The sequence below is a fragment of the Actinacidiphila epipremni genome (genome assembly GCF_012034175.1).
GTDB lineage: Bacteria > Actinomycetota > Actinomycetes > Streptomycetales > Streptomycetaceae > Actinacidiphila > Actinacidiphila epipremni.
In genome coordinates, this window is the sequence record NZ_JAATEJ010000007.1 from 59,579 (window position 1) to 80,185 (window position 20,607).

A 20,607-nucleotide genomic window follows, 5' to 3' on the forward strand; every position below is an offset into this window, starting at 1 on the left:
GCGCGCGGCGGCACCCGGGATGATCTCCGTCACGCCGACTTAGGCCACCCTTCCCTGTGGCGCCGCCGCCTGGTACAGATGGAAGGGAACCCGCAGATCGGAAGTCCCGCCATGAACGCCGTGAACGCCCCGAACCAGGACGACTCCGCCGGCCTCATACCCTTCGCGATCGACCTGACCGTGGAAGAGGCCAGGCGCCGCGCCGAGGTGATGGCCGCGCTCGGCCCGGACTGGGACCCGGTGGAGGTGCTGCGCGGCGAGCAGGAGGCGTACGCCCTGCTCTACTCCGGGCTCGACGAGGAGCAGCGGCGCACGTACGACGAGCTGGTCGCGGCAGGGGTACTGCCGGGGGAGGGGCCGGGCCGTGCGGCTGCCCATTGACCCGCACGCCGACCCCGCCCGCCGCGCCTGGGTGCCCTGCCCCGGCTGCGACGACGCCCGCGGCTGCGCCACCTGCGCCGGCCGCCGCACCTGCGCCGAGCACTGGCGCTACCTGCTGGCCAGCAAGGGGCCGGTCGTCCACCTCCAGTGCCCGGGCTGCACGCACATGTGGACGCTGAACACCCGCCCCGGCGTCGCGGGCCGCACCTCCTGCCCCTGAGCCTCACCTCGCTGCGGGCCACCCGCAGCTCACCCGCGGCCCCTCCACGGCCCGCCTGCGCCCCGCGCTCACCCTCCGGCTCGGTACGATTCAGCCGTGCGGCGACGTCCGCCGCCGTCCGAGGACTTCAGTCAGGAGCAGACCGGTGTCAGACCTCCGTGTGATCATCAGACGCGATTCCGCCGAACCGGAAGAGCGGACGGTCACGACGGGCACGACGGCCGCCGGTCTGTTCGAGGGCGAGCGCTCGGTGGTCGCCGCCCGCGTCGGCGGCGAGCTGCGCGACCTCGCGCACGTCCTCGCCGACGGCGACACCGTCGAGCCGGTGGAGATCACCAGCCAGGACGGGCTCGACATCCTGCGGCACTCGACCGCGCACGTCATGGCGCAGGCCGTGCAGGAGCTGTTCCCGGAGGCCAAGCTCGGCATCGGCCCGCCGGTCAAGGACGGCTTCTACTACGACTTCGACGTCGACAAGCCCTTCCACCCCGATGACCTCAAGGCCATCGAGAAGAAGATGCAGGAGATCCAGAAGCGCGGCCAGCGCTTCTCCCGCCGGGTCGTCACCGACGAGCAGGCCCGCGAGGAGCTGGCGGCCGAGCCGTACAAGCTGGAGCTCATCGGCCTCAAGGGCAGCGCGGCCGGCAGCGACGACGGCGCGGACGTCGAGGTGGGCGGCGGCGAGCTGACCATCTACGACAACCTCGACGCCAAGACCGGCGAGCTGTGCTGGAAGGACCTGTGCCGCGGCCCGCACCTGCCCAGCACCCGGTACATCCCGGCGTTCAAGCTCATGCGCAACGCCGCCGCGTACTGGCGCGGCAGCGAGAAGAACCCGATGCTCCAGCGCATCTACGGCACCGCGTGGCCGACCAAGGAAGAGCTCAAGGCGTATCTGGACTTCCTGGAGGAGGCCGCCAAGCGCGACCACCGCAAGCTCGGCACCGAACTGGACCTGTTCTCCATCCCCGAGCAGATCGGCTCGGGCCTGGCGGTCTTCCACCCCAGGGGCGGCATCGTCCGCCGGGTCATGGAGGACTACTCGCGCCGCCGGCACGAGGAGGAGGGCTACGAGTTCGTCTACACCCCGCACGCCACCAAGGGCACGCTGTTCGAGATCTCCGGCCACCTGGACTGGTACGCCGACGGCATGTACCCGCCCATGCAGCTGGACGAGGGCACGGACTACTACCTCAAGCCCATGAACTGCCCGATGCACAACCTGATCTTCGACGCGCGCGGCCGTTCGTACCGCGAACTGCCGCTGCGGCTGTTCGAGTTCGGCACGGTCTACCGCTACGAGAAGTCCGGCGTGGTGCACGGCCTGACCCGCGCCCGCGGCTTCACGCAGGACGACGCGCACATCTACTGCACGCGCGAGCAGATGGCCGACGAGCTCGACCGGACGCTGACCTTCGTGCTGGGCCTGCTGCGCGACTACGGGCTCACCGACTTCTACCTGGAGCTGTCCACCAAGGACCCGGAGAAGTACGTCGGGTCGGACGAGGCGTGGGAGGAGGCCACCGAGACGCTGCGCAAGGTCGCCGAGAAGCAGGGCCTGCCGCTGGTCCCGGACCCGGGCGGTGCCGCCTTCTACGGGCCGAAGATCTCCGTCCAGACCAAGGACGCGATCGGCCGCAGCTGGCAGATGTCCACGGTGCAGCTGGACTTCAACCTGCCCGAGCGCTTCGACCTGCAGTACACCGCGGCCGACGGCTCACGGCAGCGGCCCGTCATGATCCACCGGGCGCTGTTCGGCTCGATCGAGCGGTTCTTCGCGGTGCTGCTGGAGCACTACGCGGGCGCGTTCCCGGCGTGGCTGGCGCCCGTGCAGGCGGTCGGCATCCCGGTCGGCGACGCGCATGTGCCGTACCTCCAGGAGTTCGCCGGCGAGGCCAGGCGCAAGGGGCTGCGGGTCGAGGTCGACGCGTCCTCGGACCGGATGCAGAAGAAGATCCGTACGCACCAGAAGCAGCGTGTGCCGTTCATGATCATCGTGGGCGATGAGGACATGACGAACGGCACGGTGTCCTTCCGCTACCGCGACGGCTCGCAGGAGAACGGCATCCCGCGTGACCAGGCGCTGGCCAAGCTCGTCGACATCGTCGAGCGCCGGGTCCAGGTCTGACCGCGGGCAGCGGACGCCCCCGGGCCCTCAGCGGCCCGGGGGTACCTCGCCCTCGCGGGCGAAGACCTGGTAGAGCCAGGAGGAGAAGGAGCCGGTCACCGCGCCGAGCAGGGCCAGGCCCATGGCCATCAGGAAACCCGCGATGACCCGCCCGCCCACCGTGACCGGCGTGACGTCGCCGTAGCCGACCGTGGTGAGCGTCTCGCACACCCACCACACCGCGTCCCCGAAGGTGCGGATCGTGGCGTGCGGCGCCCCGCGCTCCTGCTGGTAGACCGCGAGCGCGCCGGAGAAGCCCAGCAGCAGCGCCGCCATCCCCGCGTACGCGATGACCCGGCCGTACAGGCTCATCCGCGGCTGCTCGCGGCGGCGCTGGACCACCTGGTAGATCTCCACCGCCCGCAGCGGGCGCAGCAGCGGCAGCAGCAGGACGACGGTGTCCAGCAGATGGGTCGCGACATAGCGCACCCCGAAGCGCCGCCCGCTGAGCCGGACCCGCACCACGTAATCCAGCAGGAAGCCCGCCCAGGCCGCCCCGATCACCGCCAGCAGCGTGGCGTGCGCGGCCCCCGGCAGCCCGTGGGCCAGGACGTGCACGGCGTAGGCGGCGAGGTAGACCAGGCCCAGCACGAACAGCGGGATCTCGGTGCGGTTCTCCCAGCGCAGCAGCCGGACGTCCTCCTCCATCGGCCCAGGATCGCGGTACGAGCCCGGCGCCGGGCCCGGCGACACGCGCCCCCGGGGGGAAGTCCTATGCTGAGCGGCATGACGAGTGAGCCGGAGCACAGGAACGGAGCGGGGGCGCCGGACGCTTTCCAGCGGCTGTGGACCCCGCACCGTATGGCGTACATCCAGGGCGAGAACAAGCCCACCGGTCCCGGGGCCGGCGACGGATGTCCGTTCTGTGCGATCCCGGCCGAGTCGGACGAGGACGGGCTGGTCATCGCGCGCGGCACGCATGTCTACGCGGTGCTCAACCTCTACCCGTACAACAGCGGCCACCTGATGCTCGTGCCGTACCGGCATGTCGCCGACTACACCGAGCTGGACGAGCCGGAGACGCTGGAGCTCGCCGATCTGACCAAGCGGGCGATGACGGCGCTGCGCACCGCGTCCGGCGCGCAGGGCTTCAACATCGGCATGAACCAGGGCGCGGTGGCCGGCGCCGGTATCGCCGCGCACCTGCACCAGCACGTGGTGCCGCGGTGGGGCGGCGACGTGAACTTCATGCCGGTCGTCGGCGCGACGAAGGTGCTGCCCCAACTGCTCGCCGACACCCGCAAGATGCTCGCCGACTCCTGGCCGCGCTGACCTCTCCCGGCACCTGCGCCGCCGCTACGCGTCGTAGACGTCGGCCTTCTTCGGCGCCGCGTCCTGGACCGCGCCGCTCAGGCCGGAGGAGCGGCTGGTGAAGTGCGAGGTGTCCACGCCGTTCTCCGCCATGACCTGGATCGCCGCGGCGTGCACGGCGCGCAGTACGGGGGTCGCGGCGCGCAGCGCGTCGTCGGCCATGAAGCGGTGCGGCCACAGCTTCTCGGCCCAGGTGTGGCGCAGGCCGAACGGCTCGGGCAGGGTCAGGGTGCCGCCGAGGTGGTCCAGGATCGACGGGAACCAGGTCAGCGGGGCGCGGGCGGCGAGCCGGACGACCTCGGTGGAGTCGATCAGCGGCAGGTTGACCGACTTGGTCTCCCAGAACTTCACCGGCTTGCTGACCGTCTTGGTCTTGGCCGAAGGGCCCGACGTGAACAGCCCGTTGATCGGGCCGAGGGCGTGCGCGGTGACATCCACCCGCAGGGTGTGGGCGAGCACGGTGACGGTGGTCATCAAGGTGATGACGAGGTTGCCGTCCCACAAGGTGAACTGGATGCCCAGGTAGTGGCGGTTGCCCTTGCCGAACTGCTGGGTGTTGCAGATCCGCTGGATCTCGAAGTCCTTGACGGTGTAGCCCTCGACCTCGGTGCCGGTGGGCCGGGAGATCTTGCCGGCCTTCTCGGTGGTCTGGACGACGACCCAGTGCCGTATCGACGGCTTGGTGAATCCGCCGGTGTGCAGCGGGGTGCGCTCCAGCATGCGCAGCCGGTCGTGGATCGCCCGGATGACGTCCCAGCTGCGGAAGGGGTTGATGTCGGTGACGCCCTCGGCCGGCACCAGCTCCTCGGCCATGTGCCAGCTGCCCCAGCGGCTGCCCATGCCGAGTATCCCCTTGGTGCCGCCGGCGTAGAAGACGACGTTGCTGGCCTGCTCGGTGCCCAGCTTCACCAGCGCCTGCCGCAGCTTCTCGGCGCGCACCTGGTTGGGGTTGCGCGGCACCGCCTCGGGGATCTTCGCGGCGACGCCGCTGCCGCCGGCCAGGCCCCCCCAGCGGTCGCGCAGGTCCTTCGCGGTGCGCTCGCAGATCCGCTTGGCCCAGAACCAGCCGATGACGGGGGCGATCATCATGATCCGGAAGTACAGCTGCCAGAAGCCGGAGAACGGCGGCCGGATCGCGAACAGCGCGGCCAGCACCACGGTGACGGCCAGCACGGCGCCGCCGAGCACCCCGTAGCGCTTGCCGCCGGCCCTGGCGCTGGCCAGCGACTTGCGCAGCTGGAACGCGCCGAGCCACAGCAGCACGCCGGGCAGGAAGAGCACCCCGAAGACGCCCATGAGGACGGTCAGCCGGGTGTCGCGCTCCTGCCGGATGCGGTTGGCGGCCAGGCAGTGCTCGACGACGGTCTGCGGCTCGATGCCGAAGGACTGCACGAGCTCGCCGCGCGCGGCCCCCAGCATCCGCACCGTGATGGCGCGGGACCACGCCTCGCCGAGGTTCGGCTCGAACAGCGACAGCCGGGGGCCCTTGATCTTGGTGTCCTCGTTGATCTCGACCAGCGTCGTCATCGCGGAGTCGCGGTACGCCACCGAGGACAGCGCCTGCGTCGCGCCGGTCTCGCCGTCGGAGCCCGTGAGCGGGACCTGCGCCCCGGGGCTGAAGTCGAAGCCGCTCGTCACCAATGCCCCCAGTCCGCCGTCACGCCGCACACGCCGGCTCCGACCGGCCCATTCCCCGTGGGGAACGGCCTCACACGTTCGGAGCAGTCACCAGATTAGCGGCGTACGGCGGCCCGCGGGGGTCGCCCGCGGGCCGCCGTACCCGGGCGACGGACCGTCAGGCGTCCTCGCGGGCCCGCATCCTGGCCGCGAGTGCGGCCGGCATCGGCTCGTGCCGGGCGTAGTGCCGGCTGAACCGGCCGGTGCCGTGCGACAGCGACCGCAGGTCCACCGCGTAGCGGCCGATCTCCAGCTCGGGCACGTCGGCGCGCACCAGGGTGCGGCCGGGGCCGGCCGGCTCGGTGCCCAGCACCCGGCCGCGGCGCGAGGACAGGTCGTTCATCACCGGGCCCACATACGCGTCCGGCACCAGCACGCCGACCTCGTCGACCGGCTCCAGCAGGTCGATGCGGCAGCCGGCGGCGGCCTCCCGCAGGGCGAGCGCGCCCGCGGTCTGGAAGGCGGCGTCGGAGGAGTCGACGGAGTGCGCCTTGCCGTCCGACAGCGTCACCCTGATGTCGACGACGGGGAAGCCCATCGCGACCCCGCGGGCAGCCTGGGCGCGTACGCCCTTCTCGACGGACGGCACGAACTGCCGGGGCACCGAGCCGCCCACGACCTTGTCGACGAACTCGATGCCGGAACCCACCGGGAGCGGCTCCACCTCGATGTCGCAGATCGCGAACTGCCCGTGCCCGCCGGACTGCTTGACGTGCCGGCCGCGCGCGGTGGCGGTCGCGCCGAACGTCTCGCGCAGCGGCACCTTGTACGGCACCGCGTCGACCTGGACGCCGTAGCGCCCGCGCAGGCGCTCCAGGGCGACATCGGCATGCGCCTCGCCCAGGCACCACAGCACGACCTGGCCGGTCGCCGGGTTCTGCTCCAGGCGCATCGTGGGGTCCTCGGCGGCCAGCCGGGCCAGGCCCTGGGAGAGCTTGTCCTCGTCGGCCTTGCTGTGCGCCTCGATCGCCACCGGCAGCAGCGGGTCGGGCATCTGCCAGGGCTCCATCAGCAGCGGGTGGTCCTTGTCCGACAGGGTGTCGCCGGTCTCGGCGTGCGCCAGCTTGGCCACGCACACCAGGTCCCCGGCCACGGCGGAGGGCACCGGGCGCTGCTGCCTGCCGAACGGGGACGACAGCGCGCCCACCCGCTCGTCCACGTCGTGGTCCTGGTGCCCGCGGTCCTCCATGCCGTGCCCGCACACGTGCACGGTGTCGTCGGGCCGCAGCGTGCCGGAGAAGACCCGCACCAGGCTGAGCCGCCCGACGTACGGGTCGGAGGTGGTCTTGACGACCTCGGCGGCCAGCGGGCCCTGCGGGTCGCAGGCCAGCTCGCGGCGCTCGCCGTCCGGGGTGGTGACCGGCGGCACGGCCCGCTCCAGGGGGGTGGGGAAGCCGCCGGTGACCAGCTCCAGCAGCTCCACCGTGCCCAGGCCCTGCCGGGCGTGCGGGGCGGCGGGGGCGGCGGCGAGCACCGGGTGGAAGCTGCCGCGGGCGACGGCCCGCTCCAGGTCGCCGACCAGGGTGCCGACGTCGACGTCCTCACCGCCGAGGTAGCGGTCCATCAGCGTCTCGTCCTCGCTCTCGGCGATGATCCCCTCGATCAGCCGGTTGCGGGCCTCGGCCAGCCGCGGCAGCAGGCCGTCCTCCGGGTCGCGCTCGGTGCGCTCGCCCGAGGAGTAGTCGTGGACGCGCCGGCTGAGCAGCCCGGCAAGGCCCGTCACGGGCGCGTGGCCGTCGGGGCCCTCGGGGCCGTGGACGGGCAGGTAGAGCGGCAGCACCGCGTCCGGGTCGTCGCCGCCGAGCTCCCGGGCGACCTGCGCCGCGGTCTCCTCGAAGCCGGCCCGCGCCGACTCCAGGTGCGTCACGACGACCGCCCGCGGCATCCCGACGGCCGCGCACTCGTCCCACACCATGCGCGTCGGGCCGCCGACGCCCTCGCCGTCCTGCGCGGCGGAGACCACGAAGAGGGCCGCGTCGGCGGCGCGCAGCCCGGCCCGCAGCTCACCGACGAAGTCGGCGTAGCCGGGGGTGTCCAGCAGGTTGATCTTGATGCCGTCCCAGCCGACGGGCACGAGGGACAGCTGCACCGAGCGGCCCTGCCGCTGCTCGATCTCGTCGTGGTCGGAGACCGAGCCGCCGTCCTCGACCCGGCCGGCCCGGTTGACCGCGCCGGTGGCCAGCGCCAGCGCCTCCACCAGGGTCGTCTTGCCTGCTCCGCTGTGGCCGACCAGCACCACGTTGCGCACCTTGCCGGGGCGGTCGGCCGCCGGTGCCCTTCCGGCGGCCCCTGGCTGTCCGTCTTTCCTGTCGGCTGCACCCATGTGCACTCGCCTCCCGGGTCCTGCTCGCTCACCGGTCCGCGCCCTCACGAGGGGGCGCGCTCCAGGACGCCGTGGAAGGACCGCGCAGTGCCGAGGCGGCCTCGACGACGCCCGCGGTCCTTCGACCTTCCCACGCCGGTCAGGTCGCGTCCATACGTCGTACCGGCGGCGGTCGCCGGGCGGTCGCCGCGGCGTGCTGTATGGGGGGTGCGGGGGTCCCGGCGGTGCCTGGCGCGTCGGGCCGGCGGGGGCTGGCTACGATGGGCCATCCGGCGGCGGACCCTCGCTGCCACCGGCGGCGGCCCAGGCCGCCGCGCTCACGTCCTGCGACCTTGTCGGGAAGACCATGCTGAACAAGTACGCGCGTGCTTTCTTCACGCGTGTCCTCACGCCGTTCGCCGCGTTCCTGCTGCGCAGGGGGGTGAGCCCGGACGCGGTGACGCTGGTCGGCACCGCGGGCGTGGTGGCCGGCGCGCTGGCCTTCTACCCCAGGGGCCAGTTCTTCTGGGGCACGGTCGTGATCACCCTGTTCGTCTTCTCCGACCTGGTCGATGGCAACATGGCCCGCCAGATGGGCCGCTCCAGCCGCTGGGGCGCCTTCCTGGACTCCACCCTCGACCGGGTCGCCGACGGGGCCGTCTTCGGCGGCCTCGCCCTGTGGTACGCGGGCGACGGCGACAACCTCACGCTGTGCGCGGTCACGCTGTTCTGCCTGGCCAGCGGCCAGGTGGTGTCGTACACCAAGGCGCGCGGCGAGGCCATCGGGCTGCCGGTCGACGTCAACGGCCTGGTCGAGCGGTCCGAGCGGCTGGTCATCACGCTGGTGCTGTGCGGCCTGTCCGGCTTCCACCGCACCTTCGGCGTGCCCGGCATCCAGTACCTGCTGCCGGTCGCGCTGTGGGTCGTCGCCGCCGGCAGCTTCGTCACCCTCATCCAGCGCGTGGTCACCGTCCGCCGCGAGGCCGCCGAGGCGGACGCCGCGTCGCCGCCGGCCGGCCGCGAGCAGCGGAGCGGCGTATGACCGGCGACGGCCCCTCCCGGGCCGCCGCGCTCCGGGGCAGCCTGGTCGACGGCCTGTACGGAGCCGGCTGGAGCGCCGTCAAGACGCTGCCGGAACCCGCCGCCCGGGCCCTCGGCCGTACCGTCGCCGACGCGGCCTGGCGGCGGCGCGGCAAGGGCGTGCTGCGGCTGGAGTCCAACCTGGCGCGGGTCGTGCCGGACGCCGACGCCGCTGCGCTGCGGGAGCTGTCGCGCGCCGGGATGCGCTCCTACCTGCGGTACTGGATGGAGTCCTTCCGGCTGCCGGCCTGGAGCAAGGACCGCATCCGCGGCGGCTTCGCGCCCTCCAACGTGCACTACCTCACCGGGGGCCTTGCCGCCGGCAAGGGCGTGATACTCGCCCTGCCGCACATGGCCAACTGGGACCTGGCCGGCGCGTGGGTCACCACCAAGCTGGAGACACCGTTCGCGACGGTCGCCGAGCGCCTCAAGCCCGAGACGCTCTACGACCGCTTCGTCGCCTACCGCGAGGGCCTGGGCATGGAGGTGCTGCCGCACACCGGGGGCAGCGCCTTCGGCACGCTGGCCCGGCGGCTGCGCGACGGCGGCCTGGTGTGCCTGGTCGCCGACCGGGACCTGTCCACCTCCGGCGTCGAGGTCGACTTCTTCGGCGGCCGGGCCCGCATGCCGGCCGGACCCGCGCTGCTGGCCCAGCAGACCGGCGCGCTGCTGCTGCCGGTCACGCTGTGGTACGACGACTCGCCCGTCATGCAGGGCACCGTGCACGAGCCGGTGGTGGTGCCCGCGGAGGGCGACCGGGCGCGGCGCACCGCGGTGATGACGCAGCAGCTCGCCGACGCGTTCGCCGCCGGCATCGCCGCGCACCCGCAGGACTGGCACATGCTCCAGCGGCTGTGGCTGGACGACCTGCGGCCCCGTACGCCGAAGGCACCGCCCGCGGAGGCCGGCGCGCAGCCGGCGCAGGAGGCCCGCGGAACCGGGGAAGCGGGGAGCGCGTGAGGATCGGGATCGTCTGCCCGTACTCCTGGGACGTCCCCGGCGGCGTCCAGTTCCACATCCGCGACCTGGCCGAGCACCTCATCGGGCTCGGCCACCACGTGTCCGTCCTCGCCCCGGCCGACGACGAGACACCGCTGCCCCCGTACGTCGTCTCCGCCGGCCGCGCGGTGCCGGTGCCGTACAACGGCTCGGTCGCCCGGCTGAACTTCGGCGTGCTGTCGGCCGCCCGGGTGCGGCGCTGGCTGCACGACGGCGGCTTCGACGTCGTGCACATCCACGAGCCCAGCTCGCCCTCGCTCGGCCTGCTGGCCTGCTGGGCCGCGCAGGGGCCGATCGTGGCGACCTTCCACACCTCCAACCCGCGCTCGCGGGCGATGATCGCCGCCTACCCGATCCTGCAGCCCGCGCTGGAGAAGATCAGGGCGCGTATCGCGGTGAGCGAGTACGCCCGGCGCACGCTGGTGGAACACCTCGGCGGCGACGCGGTCGTCATCCCCAACGGCGTCGACGTCGACTTCTTCGCCCGCGCCGAGCCCCGCCCCGAATGGCAGGGCGGGACCATCGGCTTCATGGGCCGTATCGACGAGCCCCGCAAGGGCCTGCCCGTGCTGATGCGGGCCCTGCCGGCGATCCTGCGGGCCAGGCCGGACACCCGGCTGCTGGTCGCCGGCCGCGGCGACACCGAGGAGGCCGTCGCCACGCTGCCCGAGCACATGCGCGGCCGGGTCGAATTCCTCGGCATGGTCAGCGACCAGGACAAGGCGCGGCTGCTGCGCAGCGTCGACCTGTACGTGGCCCCCAACACCGGCGGCGAGTCCTTCGGCATCATCCTGGTCGAGGCGATGTCGGCCGGCGCCCCCGTGCTCGCCAGCGACCTCGACGCCTTCGCGCAGGTCCTCGCGCAGGGCACCGCCGGCGAGCTGTTCGCCAACGAGGACGCCGACGCGCTCGCCACCGCCGCGCTGCGGCTGCTCGCCGACCCCGAGCGGCGCGCCGCGCTCAGCGAGCGGGGCCGGGCGCACGTACGGCGCTTCGACTGGTCCTCGGTCGGCGCCGACATCCTCGCGGTGTACGAGACCGTCGCCGACGGCGCCGCGCGCGTGGCCACCGACGAGCGCACCCGGCTGCGCGGCTTCTTCGGCCCGACACGCCGGTAGCCTTGCCGCCCGTGACCACCACCATCATCTGGATCGCGGTCGCGCTCGTCGCCGTCGGCCTCTACCTGAGCTGGACCGCGGGGCGCCTGGACCGGCTGCACGCCCGTATCGACGCCGCCCGCGCCGCGCTGGACGCCCAGCTGCTGCGCCGCGCCTCGGTCGCGCAGGAGCTCGCGACCGCGGGCGTCCTGGACCCGGCGGCCTCGATCGTGCTGTACGAGTCCGCGCACGCCGCCCGGCAGGCCGAGCCCGAGCAGCGCGAAGTGGCCGAGAGTGAACTGAGCCAGGCGCTGCGGGCGGTTTTCGCCGACGCCGAGGCGGTCGCCGAGGTCGGCGCGGCCCCCGGCGGGACCGCCGCGATCGGCGAGCTGACCCAGGCGGTGCGCCGGGTGCCGATGGCCCGCCGCTTCCACAACGACGCGGTACGCGCCGCCCGCGCCGTCCGTGAGCACCGGGTGGTGCGCTGGCTGCGGCTGGCCGGGCACGCGCCCTTCCCGCTGGCCTTCGAGATGGACGACGAGCCGCCCGCGCCGCTGACCGCAGAAGGCGCCCCCGCGCCCTGACCTGTGGCGGGAGCCACCCGCGGCGAATTGGCCCTTTTCCGCCGCCCCGTCCGGCCGGACCATTCTTGAGGCCCCGGTGGTAGACCGGGGTGGCAACCGCCCCTTTGCGTACCCATCCGTCCACGTCAGCGAGTGAGGTCACACGTGTCCACCACACCGTCCACCGGCAGCACCCCCGAGACCGGCACCGCGCGCGTCAAGCGCGGCATGGCCGAGCAGCTCAAGGGCGGCGTGATCATGGACGTCGTCACGCCGGAGCAGGCGCGGATCGCCGAGGACGCCGGAGCCGTCGCCGTCATGGCGCTGGAGCGGGTCCCCGCCGACATCCGCGTGCAGGGCGGGGTGGCCCGGATGTCCGACCCGGACATGATCGAGGGCATCATCGGCGCCGTCTCCATCCCGGTGATGGCCAAGTCCCGCATCGGCCACTTCGTCGAGGCGCAGGTCCTGCAGTCGCTCGGCGTCGACTACATCGACGAGTCCGAGGTGCTGACCCCCGCCGACGAGGTCAACCACTCCGACAAGTGGGCCTTCACCACCCCCTTCGTATGCGGCGCCACCAACCTCGGCGAGGCACTGCGCCGGATCGCCGAGGGTGCGGCCATGATCCGCTCCAAGGGCGAGGCCGGCACCGGCAACGTCGTGGAGGCCGTCCGCCACCTGCGGCAGATCAAGGGCGAGATCGGCCGGCTGCGCTCGCTGGACAACAACGAGCTGTTCGCCGCGGCCAAGGAGCTGCGCGCCCCGTACGAGCTGGTCAAGGAGGTCGCCGAGCTCGGCAAGCTGCCCGTCGTGCTGTTCTCCGCCGGCGGTGTGGCCACCCCCGCGGACGCGGCTCTGATGCGCCAGCTCGGCGCCGAGGGCGTCTTCGTCGGCTCCGGCATCTTCAAGTCCGGCGACCCCGCCAAGCGCGCCGCCGCGATCGTCCGCGCCACCACCTTCTTCGACGACCCCAAGGTCGTCGCGGACGCCTCCCGCAACCTCGGCGAGGCCATGGTCGGCATCAACATCGACACGCTGCCGGAGTCCGAGCACTACGCCAAGCGCGGCTGGTGAGGCCGGAGCCACCGATGACCCGTCCCACCATCGGCGTGCTCGCCCTCCAGGGCGACGTACGCGAACACCTCGCGGCGCTGGCCGCGGCGGGCGCCGCGGCCGGCCCGGTCCGCCGCGCCGAGGAACTGGCCGGGATCGACGGCCTGGTCGTGCCGGGCGGGGAGTCCACCACCATCTCCAAGCTCGCCGCGCTGTTCGGCCTCACGGAGCCGCTGCGCGCCGCGATACGGGGCGGGCTGCCGGTCTACGGCACGTGCGCGGGCCTGATCATGCTCGCCGACAAGATCCTCGACCCCAGGTCCGGGCAGGAGACCTTCGGCGGCATCGACATGATCGTGCGCCGCAACGCCTTCGGCCGGCAGAACGAGTCCTTCGAGGCCGGCGTGGACGTGGCCGGCGTCGAGGGCGGCCCCGTCGAGGGCGTCTTCATCCGCGCCCCCTGGGTCGAGTCGGTCGGCGCGCAGGTGCGGGTGCTGGCCGAGCACCGCGGCCACATCGTGGCGGTGCGGCAGGGCAACCTGTTGGCCACCTCGTTCCATCCGGAGCTGACCGGCGACCACCGCGTGCATGAACTCTTCGTGTCCGCCGTGCGCGCCGCGGGGTGATCCCGTCCCGGTAGGATCGACCGAGCCGAAGAACAGCACTGGGTGACGCGAAGGAGACTGTCGGATGTCCGGCCACTCTAAATGGGCTACGACGAAGCACAAGAAGGCCGTGATCGATGCCAAGCGCGGCAAGCTCTTCGCGAAGCTGATCAAGAACATCGAGGTCGCCGCCAGGACCGGTGGCGCGGACCCCGACGGCAACCCGACGCTCTTCGACGCGATCCAGAAGGCCAAGAAGAGCTCGGTCCCGAACAAGAACATCGACAGCGCGGTCAAGCGCGGTGCGGGCCTGGAAGCCGGCGGCGCCGACTACCAGACGATCATGTACGAGGGCTACGGGCCGAACGGCGTCGCCGTCCTCATCGAGTGCCTGACCGACAACCGCAACCGCGCCGCCTCCGACGTCCGGGTCGCCATGACCCGCAACGGCGGCTCGATGGCCGACCCGGGCTCGGTGTCGTACCTGTTCAACCGCAAGGGCGTGGTCATCGTCCCCAAGGCGGAGCTGACCGAGGACGACGTGCTCGGCGCGGTCCTGGACGCCGGCGCCGAGGAGGTCAACGACCTCGGCGAGTCCTTCGAGGTGATCAGCGAGGCCACCGACCTGGTGCCGGTGCGCAAGGCGCTCCAGGAGGCGGGCATCGACTACGACTCCGCGGACGCGAACTTCCTGCCGACCATGCAGGTGGAGCTGGACGAGGACGGCGCCCGCAAGATCTTCAAGCTCATCGACGCGCTGGAGGACAGCGACGACGTGCAGAACGTCTTCGCCAACTTCGACGTCTCGGACGAGGTCATGGAGAAGGTCGACGCCTGACGGCGGCACAGGGCGGGCCGGGCGGGAACACACCTGCCCGGCCCGCCCTTTGCCGTCCTGGCGTTTTGCTGTCCTGGCGTTGTCGGTGCGAACCGATAGCCTGCGGGAACGGGTGGTCGAACGGGCGAGGGAAGGGGGCGGCGGTGCGCGTGCTCGGCGTGGACCCGGGGCTGACCCGGTGCGGCATCGGCGTGGTCGACGGCACGGCCGGCCGGCGGCTGGCGATGGTCGGCGTCGGGGTCGTCAGGACACCGGCCGACGCGCCGGTCGGCGAGCGCCTGGTGCTGGTCGAGCAGGGCATCGAGGCATGGCTCGACGAGCACCGGCCGGACGCCGTCGCCGTGGAGCGCGTCTTCAGCCAGCACAATGTGCGCACGGTGATGGGCACCGCCCAGGCCAGCGCGGTGGCGATCCTGTGCGCCGCCCGCCGCGGGCTGCCGGTCCACCTGCACACCCCCAGCGAGGTCAAGGCCGCCGTCACCGGCAGCGGCCGGGCCGACAAGGCCCAGGTCGGCGCGATGGTGACCCGGCTGCTGCGGCTGGACGCCCCGCCCAAGCCGGCCGACGCCGCCGACGCGCTGGCGCTGGCCATCTGCCACATCTGGCGCGGCCCCGCCACCGACCGCCTGCGCCAGGCCGCCGCCCGGCAGAACGGCACGGCCGCCGCCCCGTCCGCCTCCGCCGCCTCGTCCTCGTCCTCCGCGGTCGCCGCCCGCCCGGCCGCCGACCGCCCCGCCGCCCGAGACACCGCCGTACGCACCCGGGAGTCCGCCACGTGATCGCCTTCGTCAGCGGCCCTGTCGCCGCCCTCGCGCCCGACGCCGCCGTGATCGAGGTCGGCGGCATCGGCATGGCCGTCCAGTGCGCGCCCGGCACCCTCGCCGCGCTGCGGATCGGCGAGCCCGCGCGGCTGGCCACCTCACTGGTCGTCCGGGAGGACTCCCTGACCCTCTACGGCTTCGCCGACGACGACGAGCGGCAGGTCTTCGAGCTGCTCCAGACCGTGAGCGGGGTCGGCCCGCGGCTGGCCCAGACCATGCTCGCCGTGCACGCGCCCGACGCGCTGCGGGCCGCGGTCGCCGCGGGCGACGAGAAGGCGCTGACCGCCGTGCCCGGCATCGGGAAGAAGGGGGCCCAGCGGCTGCTGCTGGAACTGAAGGACCGGCTCGGCGCCCCGCTCGGCACCGCCGCCGTCGCCGGCGCGGCCCCCGCGGCCCCGGCGTCCTGGCGCGAGCAGCTGCACGCCGCGCTGCTCGGCCTCGGCTACGCCGCCCGCGAGGCGGACGAGGCGGTGACCGCCGTCACCCCGCAGGCCGAGTCCGCGCCCGAGCCCAACGTCGGCGCCCTGCTGCGCAGCGCCCTCCAGTCCCTCAACCGCACCCGCTGACGCCGCGTCGGCCCCGCCACCGCCCACCGCCCACCACCCACGGCCCGCCCGTACCGGCCACCGTAAAACCGCCCGACCGCCCCGACCGTCAGGCACCGACCGATCCGCCCACCGTCCGAGCCGAGAGACCCGAGAGACCATCCATGAACTGGGACGACGCCGACAACGCCGCAGCCGACCGGCTGGTCGGCGCCGTGGCCGACAGCGACGACCAGGCCGTCGAGGCGGCGCTGCGGCCCCGCGACCTCGACGAGTTCGTCGGCCAGGAGCGGGTCCGCGAGCAGCTCGGACTGGTCCTCCAGGCCGCCCGCAAGCGCGGCGGCACCGCCGACCACGTGCTGCTGTCCGGCGCCCCGGGCCTGGGCAAGACGACCCTGTCGATGATCATCGCCGCCGAGATGGGCGTCCCGATCCGTATCACCTCCGGGCCCGCCATCCAGCACGCCGGCGACCTCGCCTCGATCCTGTCCTCGCTCACCGAGGGCGAGGTCCTCTTCCTCGACGAGATCCACCGGATGTCCCGGCCGGCCGAGGAGATGCTGTACATGGCGATGGAGGACTTCCGGGTCGACGTGATCGTCGGCAAGGGCCCCGGCGCCACCGCGATCCCGCTGGAGCTGCCGCCCTTCACCCTGGTCGGCGCCACCACCCGGGCCGGCCTGCTGCCGCCGCCGCTGCGCGACCGCTTCGGCTTCACCGGCCACATGGAGTTCTACGCCCCCGCCGAGCTGGAGCGGGTCATCCACCGCTCGGCCGGCCTGCTGGACGTCGTGGTCGACGCCGCGGGAGCCGCCGAGATCGCCGGCCGCTCCCGCGGCACCCCGCGGATCGCCAACCGGCTGCTGCGCCGGGTCCGCGACTACGCGCAGGTCCGGGCGGACGGGACGATCACCCGGCAGACCGCCGCCGCGGCCCTGGAGGTCTACGAGGTCGACGCCCGCGGCCTCGACCGGCTGGACCGGGCCGTCCTGCATGCCCTGCTCACCCTTTTTGGCGGCGGTCCTGTGGGTTTGTCCACACTTGCTGTCGCAGTGGGGGAGGAGCGTGAGACTGTTGAGGAGGTGGCCGAGCCCTTCCTGGTGAGGGAGGGGCTCCTGGCCCGCACTCCGCGGGGCAGGGTGGCCACCGGCGCCGCATGGGCACACCTCGGCCTCGCACCTCCGCACCCCACCGGCGGGGCGGGACCGGGACAGACCGGGCTGTTCGGGCCGTGACAACGGCCGAACTCGCCCCGTCAGGAACCTCAGTGCCATGCTTGGCGTTGTTCCAGCGGCGAGCCAGCGCTTAGACTCCGCCGACGCCCTTCCTCTGGAGCGGCATCCATATCCCGGAAACCAGGCCAGCCCCGTTGGCCGTGCGAAGGAACGTCCACACCGTGAATCCCCTGATCTTCGTCTTCATCGTCCTCATCCTCGGCATGCTGCTCATGACCAGGTCCGCGAAGAACAAGCAGCGCCAGGCCCTGGAGATGCGCGAGAAGATGGAGCCCGGCACCGGGATCCGCACCATCGGCGGCATGTACGCCGTGGTGAAGGAGGTCAACCAGGAGACGGTCCTGCTGGAGCTGACCGACGGCGTGCACGCGCACTTCACCAAGGGCGCCATCTCCGCCGTGCTCAGCGAGGAGGAGTTCAACCGGATCGTGCACGGCATCGAGCCGGACGACCTGGAGGACGGCGAGGACGGCGACACCGCGCACGACGCGGCGCACGACGGCCACGACGACGGCGCCACCCTCGCCGCGGACCCGGTCGACGGTGACGCCCCGGAGTCGGACGAGGACCGGGTGGAGCTGAAGAAGACCGAGGACGGGCCGGGGGCGGGCGGCTCGGACTCCACCACCAAGTAAGGGTCAGGTTCGCGCACAACTCGTCACCACCCGTAGGCGCGCAGGCCGCGGTGTGGTCGGACAGGGAGACACAAGAAGGTGGCAGCAGCCAAGAAGGGCCGCAGGTCCCCGGGGAGCCAGGGGTACCCCGGGCGTGCTCTGGCCGTCATCCTCATCGCCCTGGTGGCGATGACCGGAGGAATCTTCCTCTCCGGTGACAGGACGCCCCGGCTGGGCATCGACCTCGCCGGCGGCGTCAGCATCACCCTGACGGCCAAGCCGGGCCAGGGCGACGCGGTGAACAAGGCCAACATGAACACCGCGGCCAGCATCATCAGCAACCGGGTCAACGGCCTCGGCGTCTCCGAGGCGGAGGTGCAGACCGAGGGATCGAAGAACATCATCGTCAACATCCCCAAGGGCACCAACGCCGACCAGGCGGAGAAGCAGGTGGGGACCACGGCGCAGATGTACTTCCGCCAGGTCCTCACGGTCGCCGACGGCGCCCCGGCGCCGGCCACCACCCCGACCCCCTCGGGCAGCGCCACCCCCTCGCCCTCCGGTACGCCGAAGTCCACCCCGAGCGGTACGGCCACCCCGAAGGCGACCGGCAGCGCGTCCAGCACCCCGTCGACCAGCGCCACCCAGGGCCGCGCCGTCACCGGCGCCCTGACCTCCTCGGTCGACAAGGCGCCGACCCCGCTGCCCACCCCGGCGCCCAGCGACCCGGCCACCAGCGACCCGAGCGCCGGCGGCAGCGCCGCCACCTCGATCCCGGCCGACGTCCAGGCCAAGTTCGCCGCGCTGGACTGCACCGATGCCAACCAGCGCGCCAAGGCCAACGAGGGCTCCAAGCCCACCGACACCATCGTCGCGTGCGGCAAGGAGGGCGGCGTCTGGGCCAAGTACGTGCTCGGCCCCTCCCTGATCGACGGCAAGCGCGTCTCCGGCGCCAACGCCGCCTTCGACACCCAGCAGGGCAACGGGTGGGTCGTCAACCTGACCTTCGACTCCAAGGGCGCCGGCGAGTTCACCAAGGTCACCGGCGACCTGGCCAGCCAGACCGACCCGAACAACCGCTTCGCGATCGTCCTGGACGGGAACGTCGAGTCCGCGCCCTCGGTGCACGAGGCCCTGCCCGGCGGCAGCGCCCAGATCTCCGGCAGCTTCCAGCAGAAGGACGCGCAGGACCTCGCCAACGTGCTCAAGTACGGCTCGCTGCCGCTGGCGTTCGAGACGTCCGACCGCACCACCGTGTCCGCCGCGCTCGGCGGCGAGCAGCTGCGCGGCGGCCTGATCGCCGGCGCGGTCGGCCTCGCCCTGGTCGTGCTCTACATGTTCGCCTACTACCGCGGACTGAGCTTCGTGGCCATCCTGAGCCTCATGGTGTCGGCTGCGCTCACGTACACGATCATGTGCCTGCTCGGCCGGGCCATCGGCTTCGCGCTGAACCTGCCGGCCGTCGCCGGTGCGATCGTCGCCATCGGTATCACCGCGGACTCCTTCATCGTGTTCTTCGAACGCATAAGGGACGAGTTGCGCGAGGGCCGCTCGCTGCAGCCCGCGGTCGCCCGCGGCTGGCCGCGCGCCCGGCGCACCATCCTGGTGTCGGACTTCGTGTCCTTCCTGGCCGCCGCCGTGCTCTACGTGGTGACGGTCGGCAAGGTCCGCGGCTTCGCCTTCACGCTCGGCCTGACGACGCTGCTCGACGTCGCGGTGGTGTTCCTGTTCACCAAGCCGCTCATGACGATCCTCGCCCGCCGCCGGTTCTTCGCCGAGGGCCACAAGTGGTCCGGTCTGGACCCCAAGAGCCTCGGCGTCAAGGCGCCCCTGCGCCGAGTCCGCCGTAACCACAGCACGGAGACGAAGGAAGCCTGATGTCCAAACTCGGCACTCTCGGTCACCGGCTGCACCGGGGCGAGGTCAGCTACGACTTCGTGGGCAAGCGCAAGCTGTGGTACGGGGTCTCGATCCTGATCACGCTCGCGGCCGTCGTCGGCCTGGTCGTCAACGGCCTGAAGTTCAGCATCGAGTTCTCCGGCGGCGCCGTCTTCACCACCCCGAAGACGACGTACAGCGTCAACCAGGCGCACGACGCCCTCGACGGCCACACGCTGGGGCACACCGCCACCGTCCAGAAGCTGGGCAACGGCGGGCTGCGCATCCAGGTCAGCGACATCGCCACCGACACCTCCAAGCAGATCCAGCAGAACATCGGCCAGGAACTGAAGATCACCCCGTCGAAGATCGACGCGGAGATCGTCGGCCCGAGCTGGGGCAAGGAGATCTCCCACAAGGCGATCGAGGGCCTGATCATCTTCCTGGTGCTGGTGGTCGTCTACCTCGCGATCGCCTTCGAGTGGCGGATGGCCGCGGCGGCCCTGGTCGCCCTGCTGCACGACCTGACGATCACCACCGGGGTCTACGCCATCGTCGGCTTCGAGGTCAGCCCGGGCACGGTGATCGGCCTGCTGACCATCCTCGGCTACTCCCTCTACGACACCGTCGTCGTCTTCGACGGCCTGAAGGAAGCCAGCAAGGGCATCACCAAGCAGAACCAGCACACCTACAGCGACATCGCCAACCGCAGCCTCAACAGCACCCTGGTGCGGTCGATCAACACCACCGTGGTGGCGCTGCTGCCGGTCGCCGCGCTGCTGTTCATCGGCGGCGGCCTGCTCGGCGCCGGCGTGCTCAACGACATCGCGCTCGCGCTGTTCGTGGGCCTGACCGCCGGCGCGTACTCCTCGATCTTCATCGCCACCCCGATCGTGGCCGAGTTCAAGGAGCGCGAGCCGCAGATGAAGGCGCTGCGCAAGCGCGTGCTGGCCAAGCGCGCCTCCGACGCGGCGAAGGGCAAGGACGCCAAGGACGAGCCGGCGGACACCCCCGGCGCGGACACCGCCGAGGACGGCGACGAGCCGGCCGACGAGGCGGGGGCCACCGCCTCCGCCGGCGCCGGTGTGGTCGCCCCGCGCGGCCAGAGCGGCACCCGCGGCACCGGCACCCGCAGCACCCGCACCCAGCCCGGCGGACGCGGCGGACGCGGACGCCCCTCGGGCCGCAGGCGCTGAGCCGGCCGCGCCCGGCGCACCA

General features: G+C 72.6%; 20 protein-coding genes. 17 read left to right on the forward strand and 3 right to left on the reverse strand.

The annotated features are described in order from the left end of the window. Window positions 1-111: 111 nt before the first annotated feature. From HCN08_RS11725 to thrS, 3 genes are all read left to right on the forward strand, one after another. Window positions 112-381 (forward strand): DUF6400 family protein, encoded by a 270-nt coding sequence (locus HCN08_RS11725; protein WP_167982931.1) that lies wholly within the window; start codon window positions 112-114, stop codon window positions 379-381. Continuing rightward, window positions 365-601: a hypothetical protein gene (locus HCN08_RS11730; protein WP_167982932.1), complete on the forward strand. Its 237-nt coding sequence runs from the start codon at window positions 365-367 to the stop codon at window positions 599-601. The genes HCN08_RS11725 and HCN08_RS11730 overlap by 17 nt, the downstream gene beginning before the upstream one ends. 145 nt (window positions 602-746) lie before the next feature. Beyond that, complete coding sequence (gene thrS, locus HCN08_RS11735; protein ID WP_167982933.1) at window positions 747-2,729, forward strand: threonine--tRNA ligase; 1,983 nt, start codon at window positions 747-749, stop codon at window positions 2,727-2,729. 27 nt (window positions 2,730-2,756) lie between these two features. Here thrS and HCN08_RS11740 read toward each other — a convergent pair whose 3' ends face one another. Then, window positions 2,757-3,416: a potassium channel family protein gene (locus tag HCN08_RS11740; protein WP_167982934.1), complete on the reverse strand. Its 660-nt coding sequence runs from the start codon at window positions 3,414-3,416 to the stop codon at window positions 2,757-2,759. A gap of 66 nt (window positions 3,417-3,482) precedes the next feature. Between HCN08_RS11740 and HCN08_RS11745 the strand changes: the two genes are divergently transcribed. Continuing rightward, window positions 3,483-4,040, forward strand: coding sequence for an HIT family protein (locus tag HCN08_RS11745; RefSeq protein WP_167982935.1), 558 nt, complete (start codon window positions 3,483-3,485; stop codon window positions 4,038-4,040). A gap of 24 nt (window positions 4,041-4,064) precedes the next feature. Here the strand turns inward: HCN08_RS11745 and HCN08_RS11750 are convergent, their stop codons facing one another. Continuing rightward, complete coding sequence (locus HCN08_RS11750; protein WP_167982936.1) at window positions 4,065-5,717, reverse strand: hypothetical protein; 1,653 nt, start codon at window positions 5,715-5,717, stop codon at window positions 4,065-4,067. Between the two features lie 157 nt (window positions 5,718-5,874). Then, entirely contained in the window at window positions 5,875-8,079 is a 2,205-nt protein-coding gene (locus HCN08_RS11755; protein ID WP_167982937.1) for an elongation factor G-like protein EF-G2, read from the reverse strand. Between the two features lie 346 nt (window positions 8,080-8,425). Between HCN08_RS11755 and pgsA the strand changes: the two genes are divergently transcribed. The 13 genes from pgsA (at window position 8,426) to secF (ending at window position 20,585) form a co-directional block, all read left to right on the forward strand. After that, complete coding sequence (pgsA, locus tag HCN08_RS11760) at window positions 8,426-9,100, forward strand: phosphatidylinositol phosphate synthase (RefSeq protein WP_167982938.1); 675 nt, start codon at window positions 8,426-8,428, stop codon at window positions 9,098-9,100. Further along, the gene (locus HCN08_RS11765) at window positions 9,097-10,098 is read left to right on the forward strand and encodes a phosphatidylinositol mannoside acyltransferase (protein WP_167982939.1); all 1,002 of its coding nucleotides are present in this window, start codon (window positions 9,097-9,099) and stop codon (window positions 10,096-10,098) included. The genes pgsA and HCN08_RS11765 overlap by 4 nt, the downstream gene beginning before the upstream one ends. Next, window positions 10,095-11,255, forward strand: a complete 1,161-nt coding sequence (locus HCN08_RS11770; protein ID WP_167982940.1) for a glycosyltransferase family 4 protein — start codon at window positions 10,095-10,097, stop codon at window positions 11,253-11,255. The genes HCN08_RS11765 and HCN08_RS11770 overlap by 4 nt, the downstream gene beginning before the upstream one ends. A gap of 11 nt (window positions 11,256-11,266) precedes the next feature. Continuing rightward, the gene (locus HCN08_RS11775) at window positions 11,267-11,818 is read left to right on the forward strand and encodes a LemA family protein (protein WP_167982941.1); all 552 of its coding nucleotides are present in this window, start codon (window positions 11,267-11,269) and stop codon (window positions 11,816-11,818) included. A 144-nt stretch (window positions 11,819-11,962) separates the two neighbouring features. Beyond that, window positions 11,963-12,874, forward strand: coding sequence for a pyridoxal 5'-phosphate synthase lyase subunit PdxS (gene pdxS, locus HCN08_RS11780; RefSeq protein WP_167982942.1), 912 nt, complete (start codon window positions 11,963-11,965; stop codon window positions 12,872-12,874). 14 nt (window positions 12,875-12,888) lie between these two features. Beyond that, window positions 12,889-13,479, forward strand: a complete 591-nt coding sequence (gene pdxT / locus HCN08_RS11785; RefSeq protein ID WP_167982943.1) for a pyridoxal 5'-phosphate synthase glutaminase subunit PdxT — start codon at window positions 12,889-12,891, stop codon at window positions 13,477-13,479. 64 nt (window positions 13,480-13,543) lie between these two features. After that, entirely contained in the window at window positions 13,544-14,296 is a 753-nt protein-coding gene (locus HCN08_RS11790) for a YebC/PmpR family DNA-binding transcriptional regulator (protein WP_167982944.1), read from the forward strand. A 143-nt stretch (window positions 14,297-14,439) separates the two neighbouring features. Then, window positions 14,440-15,075, forward strand: coding sequence for a crossover junction endodeoxyribonuclease RuvC (ruvC, locus tag HCN08_RS11795; RefSeq protein ID WP_167982945.1), 636 nt, complete (start codon window positions 14,440-14,442; stop codon window positions 15,073-15,075). After that, entirely contained in the window at window positions 15,072-15,683 is a 612-nt protein-coding gene (ruvA, locus tag HCN08_RS11800; protein ID WP_167982946.1) for a Holliday junction branch migration protein RuvA, read from the forward strand. The genes ruvC and ruvA overlap by 4 nt, the downstream gene beginning before the upstream one ends. A gap of 143 nt (window positions 15,684-15,826) precedes the next feature. After that, window positions 15,827-16,897 carry a Holliday junction branch migration DNA helicase RuvB gene (gene ruvB, locus HCN08_RS11805; protein ID WP_167982947.1) on the forward strand — a complete coding sequence of 357 codons (1,071 nt, stop codon included), beginning with the start codon at window positions 15,827-15,829 and terminating at the stop codon, window positions 16,895-16,897. Between the two features lie 161 nt (window positions 16,898-17,058). Beyond that, window positions 17,059-17,532 carry a preprotein translocase subunit YajC gene (gene yajC / locus HCN08_RS11810; RefSeq protein WP_322974392.1) on the forward strand — a complete coding sequence of 158 codons (474 nt, stop codon included), beginning with the start codon at window positions 17,059-17,061 and terminating at the stop codon, window positions 17,530-17,532. A gap of 78 nt (window positions 17,533-17,610) precedes the next feature. After that, the gene (secD, locus tag HCN08_RS11815) at window positions 17,611-19,389 is read left to right on the forward strand and encodes a protein translocase subunit SecD (RefSeq protein WP_167982948.1); all 1,779 of its coding nucleotides are present in this window, start codon (window positions 17,611-17,613) and stop codon (window positions 19,387-19,389) included. Continuing rightward, complete coding sequence (gene secF / locus HCN08_RS11820; RefSeq protein ID WP_167982949.1) at window positions 19,389-20,585, forward strand: protein translocase subunit SecF; 1,197 nt, start codon at window positions 19,389-19,391, stop codon at window positions 20,583-20,585. The genes secD and secF overlap by 1 nt, the downstream gene beginning before the upstream one ends. Window positions 20,586-20,607: the final 22 nt, after the last annotated feature.

What these genes read in the sequence shown, in the direction of transcription:
- HCN08_RS11725 (WP_167982931.1), top strand. Translation starts at nt 112, where the DNA reads ATGAACGCCGTGAACGCCCCGAACCAGGACGACTCCGCCGGCCTCATA.
- HCN08_RS11740 (WP_167982934.1), bottom strand. Translation starts at nt 3,416, where the DNA reads ATGGAGGAGGACGTCCGGCTGCTGCGCTGGGAGAACCGCACCGAGATC.
- HCN08_RS11745 (WP_167982935.1), top strand. Translation starts at nt 3,483, where the DNA reads ATGCTGAGCGGCATGACGAGTGAGCCGGAGCACAGGAACGGAGCGGGG.
- HCN08_RS11755 (WP_167982937.1), bottom strand. Translation starts at nt 8,079, where the DNA reads ATGGGTGCAGCCGACAGGAAAGACGGACAGCCAGGGGCCGCCGGAAGG.
- pgsA (WP_167982938.1), top strand. Translation starts at nt 8,426, where the DNA reads ATGCTGAACAAGTACGCGCGTGCTTTCTTCACGCGTGTCCTCACGCCG.
- HCN08_RS11765 (WP_167982939.1), top strand. Translation starts at nt 9,097, where the DNA reads ATGACCGGCGACGGCCCCTCCCGGGCCGCCGCGCTCCGGGGCAGCCTG.
- pdxT (WP_167982943.1), top strand. Translation starts at nt 12,889, where the DNA reads ATGACCCGTCCCACCATCGGCGTGCTCGCCCTCCAGGGCGACGTACGC.
- HCN08_RS11790 (WP_167982944.1), top strand. Translation starts at nt 13,544, where the DNA reads ATGTCCGGCCACTCTAAATGGGCTACGACGAAGCACAAGAAGGCCGTG.
- ruvB (WP_167982947.1), top strand. Translation starts at nt 15,827, where the DNA reads ATGAACTGGGACGACGCCGACAACGCCGCAGCCGACCGGCTGGTCGGC.
- secF (WP_167982949.1), top strand. Translation starts at nt 19,389, where the DNA reads ATGTCCAAACTCGGCACTCTCGGTCACCGGCTGCACCGGGGCGAGGTC.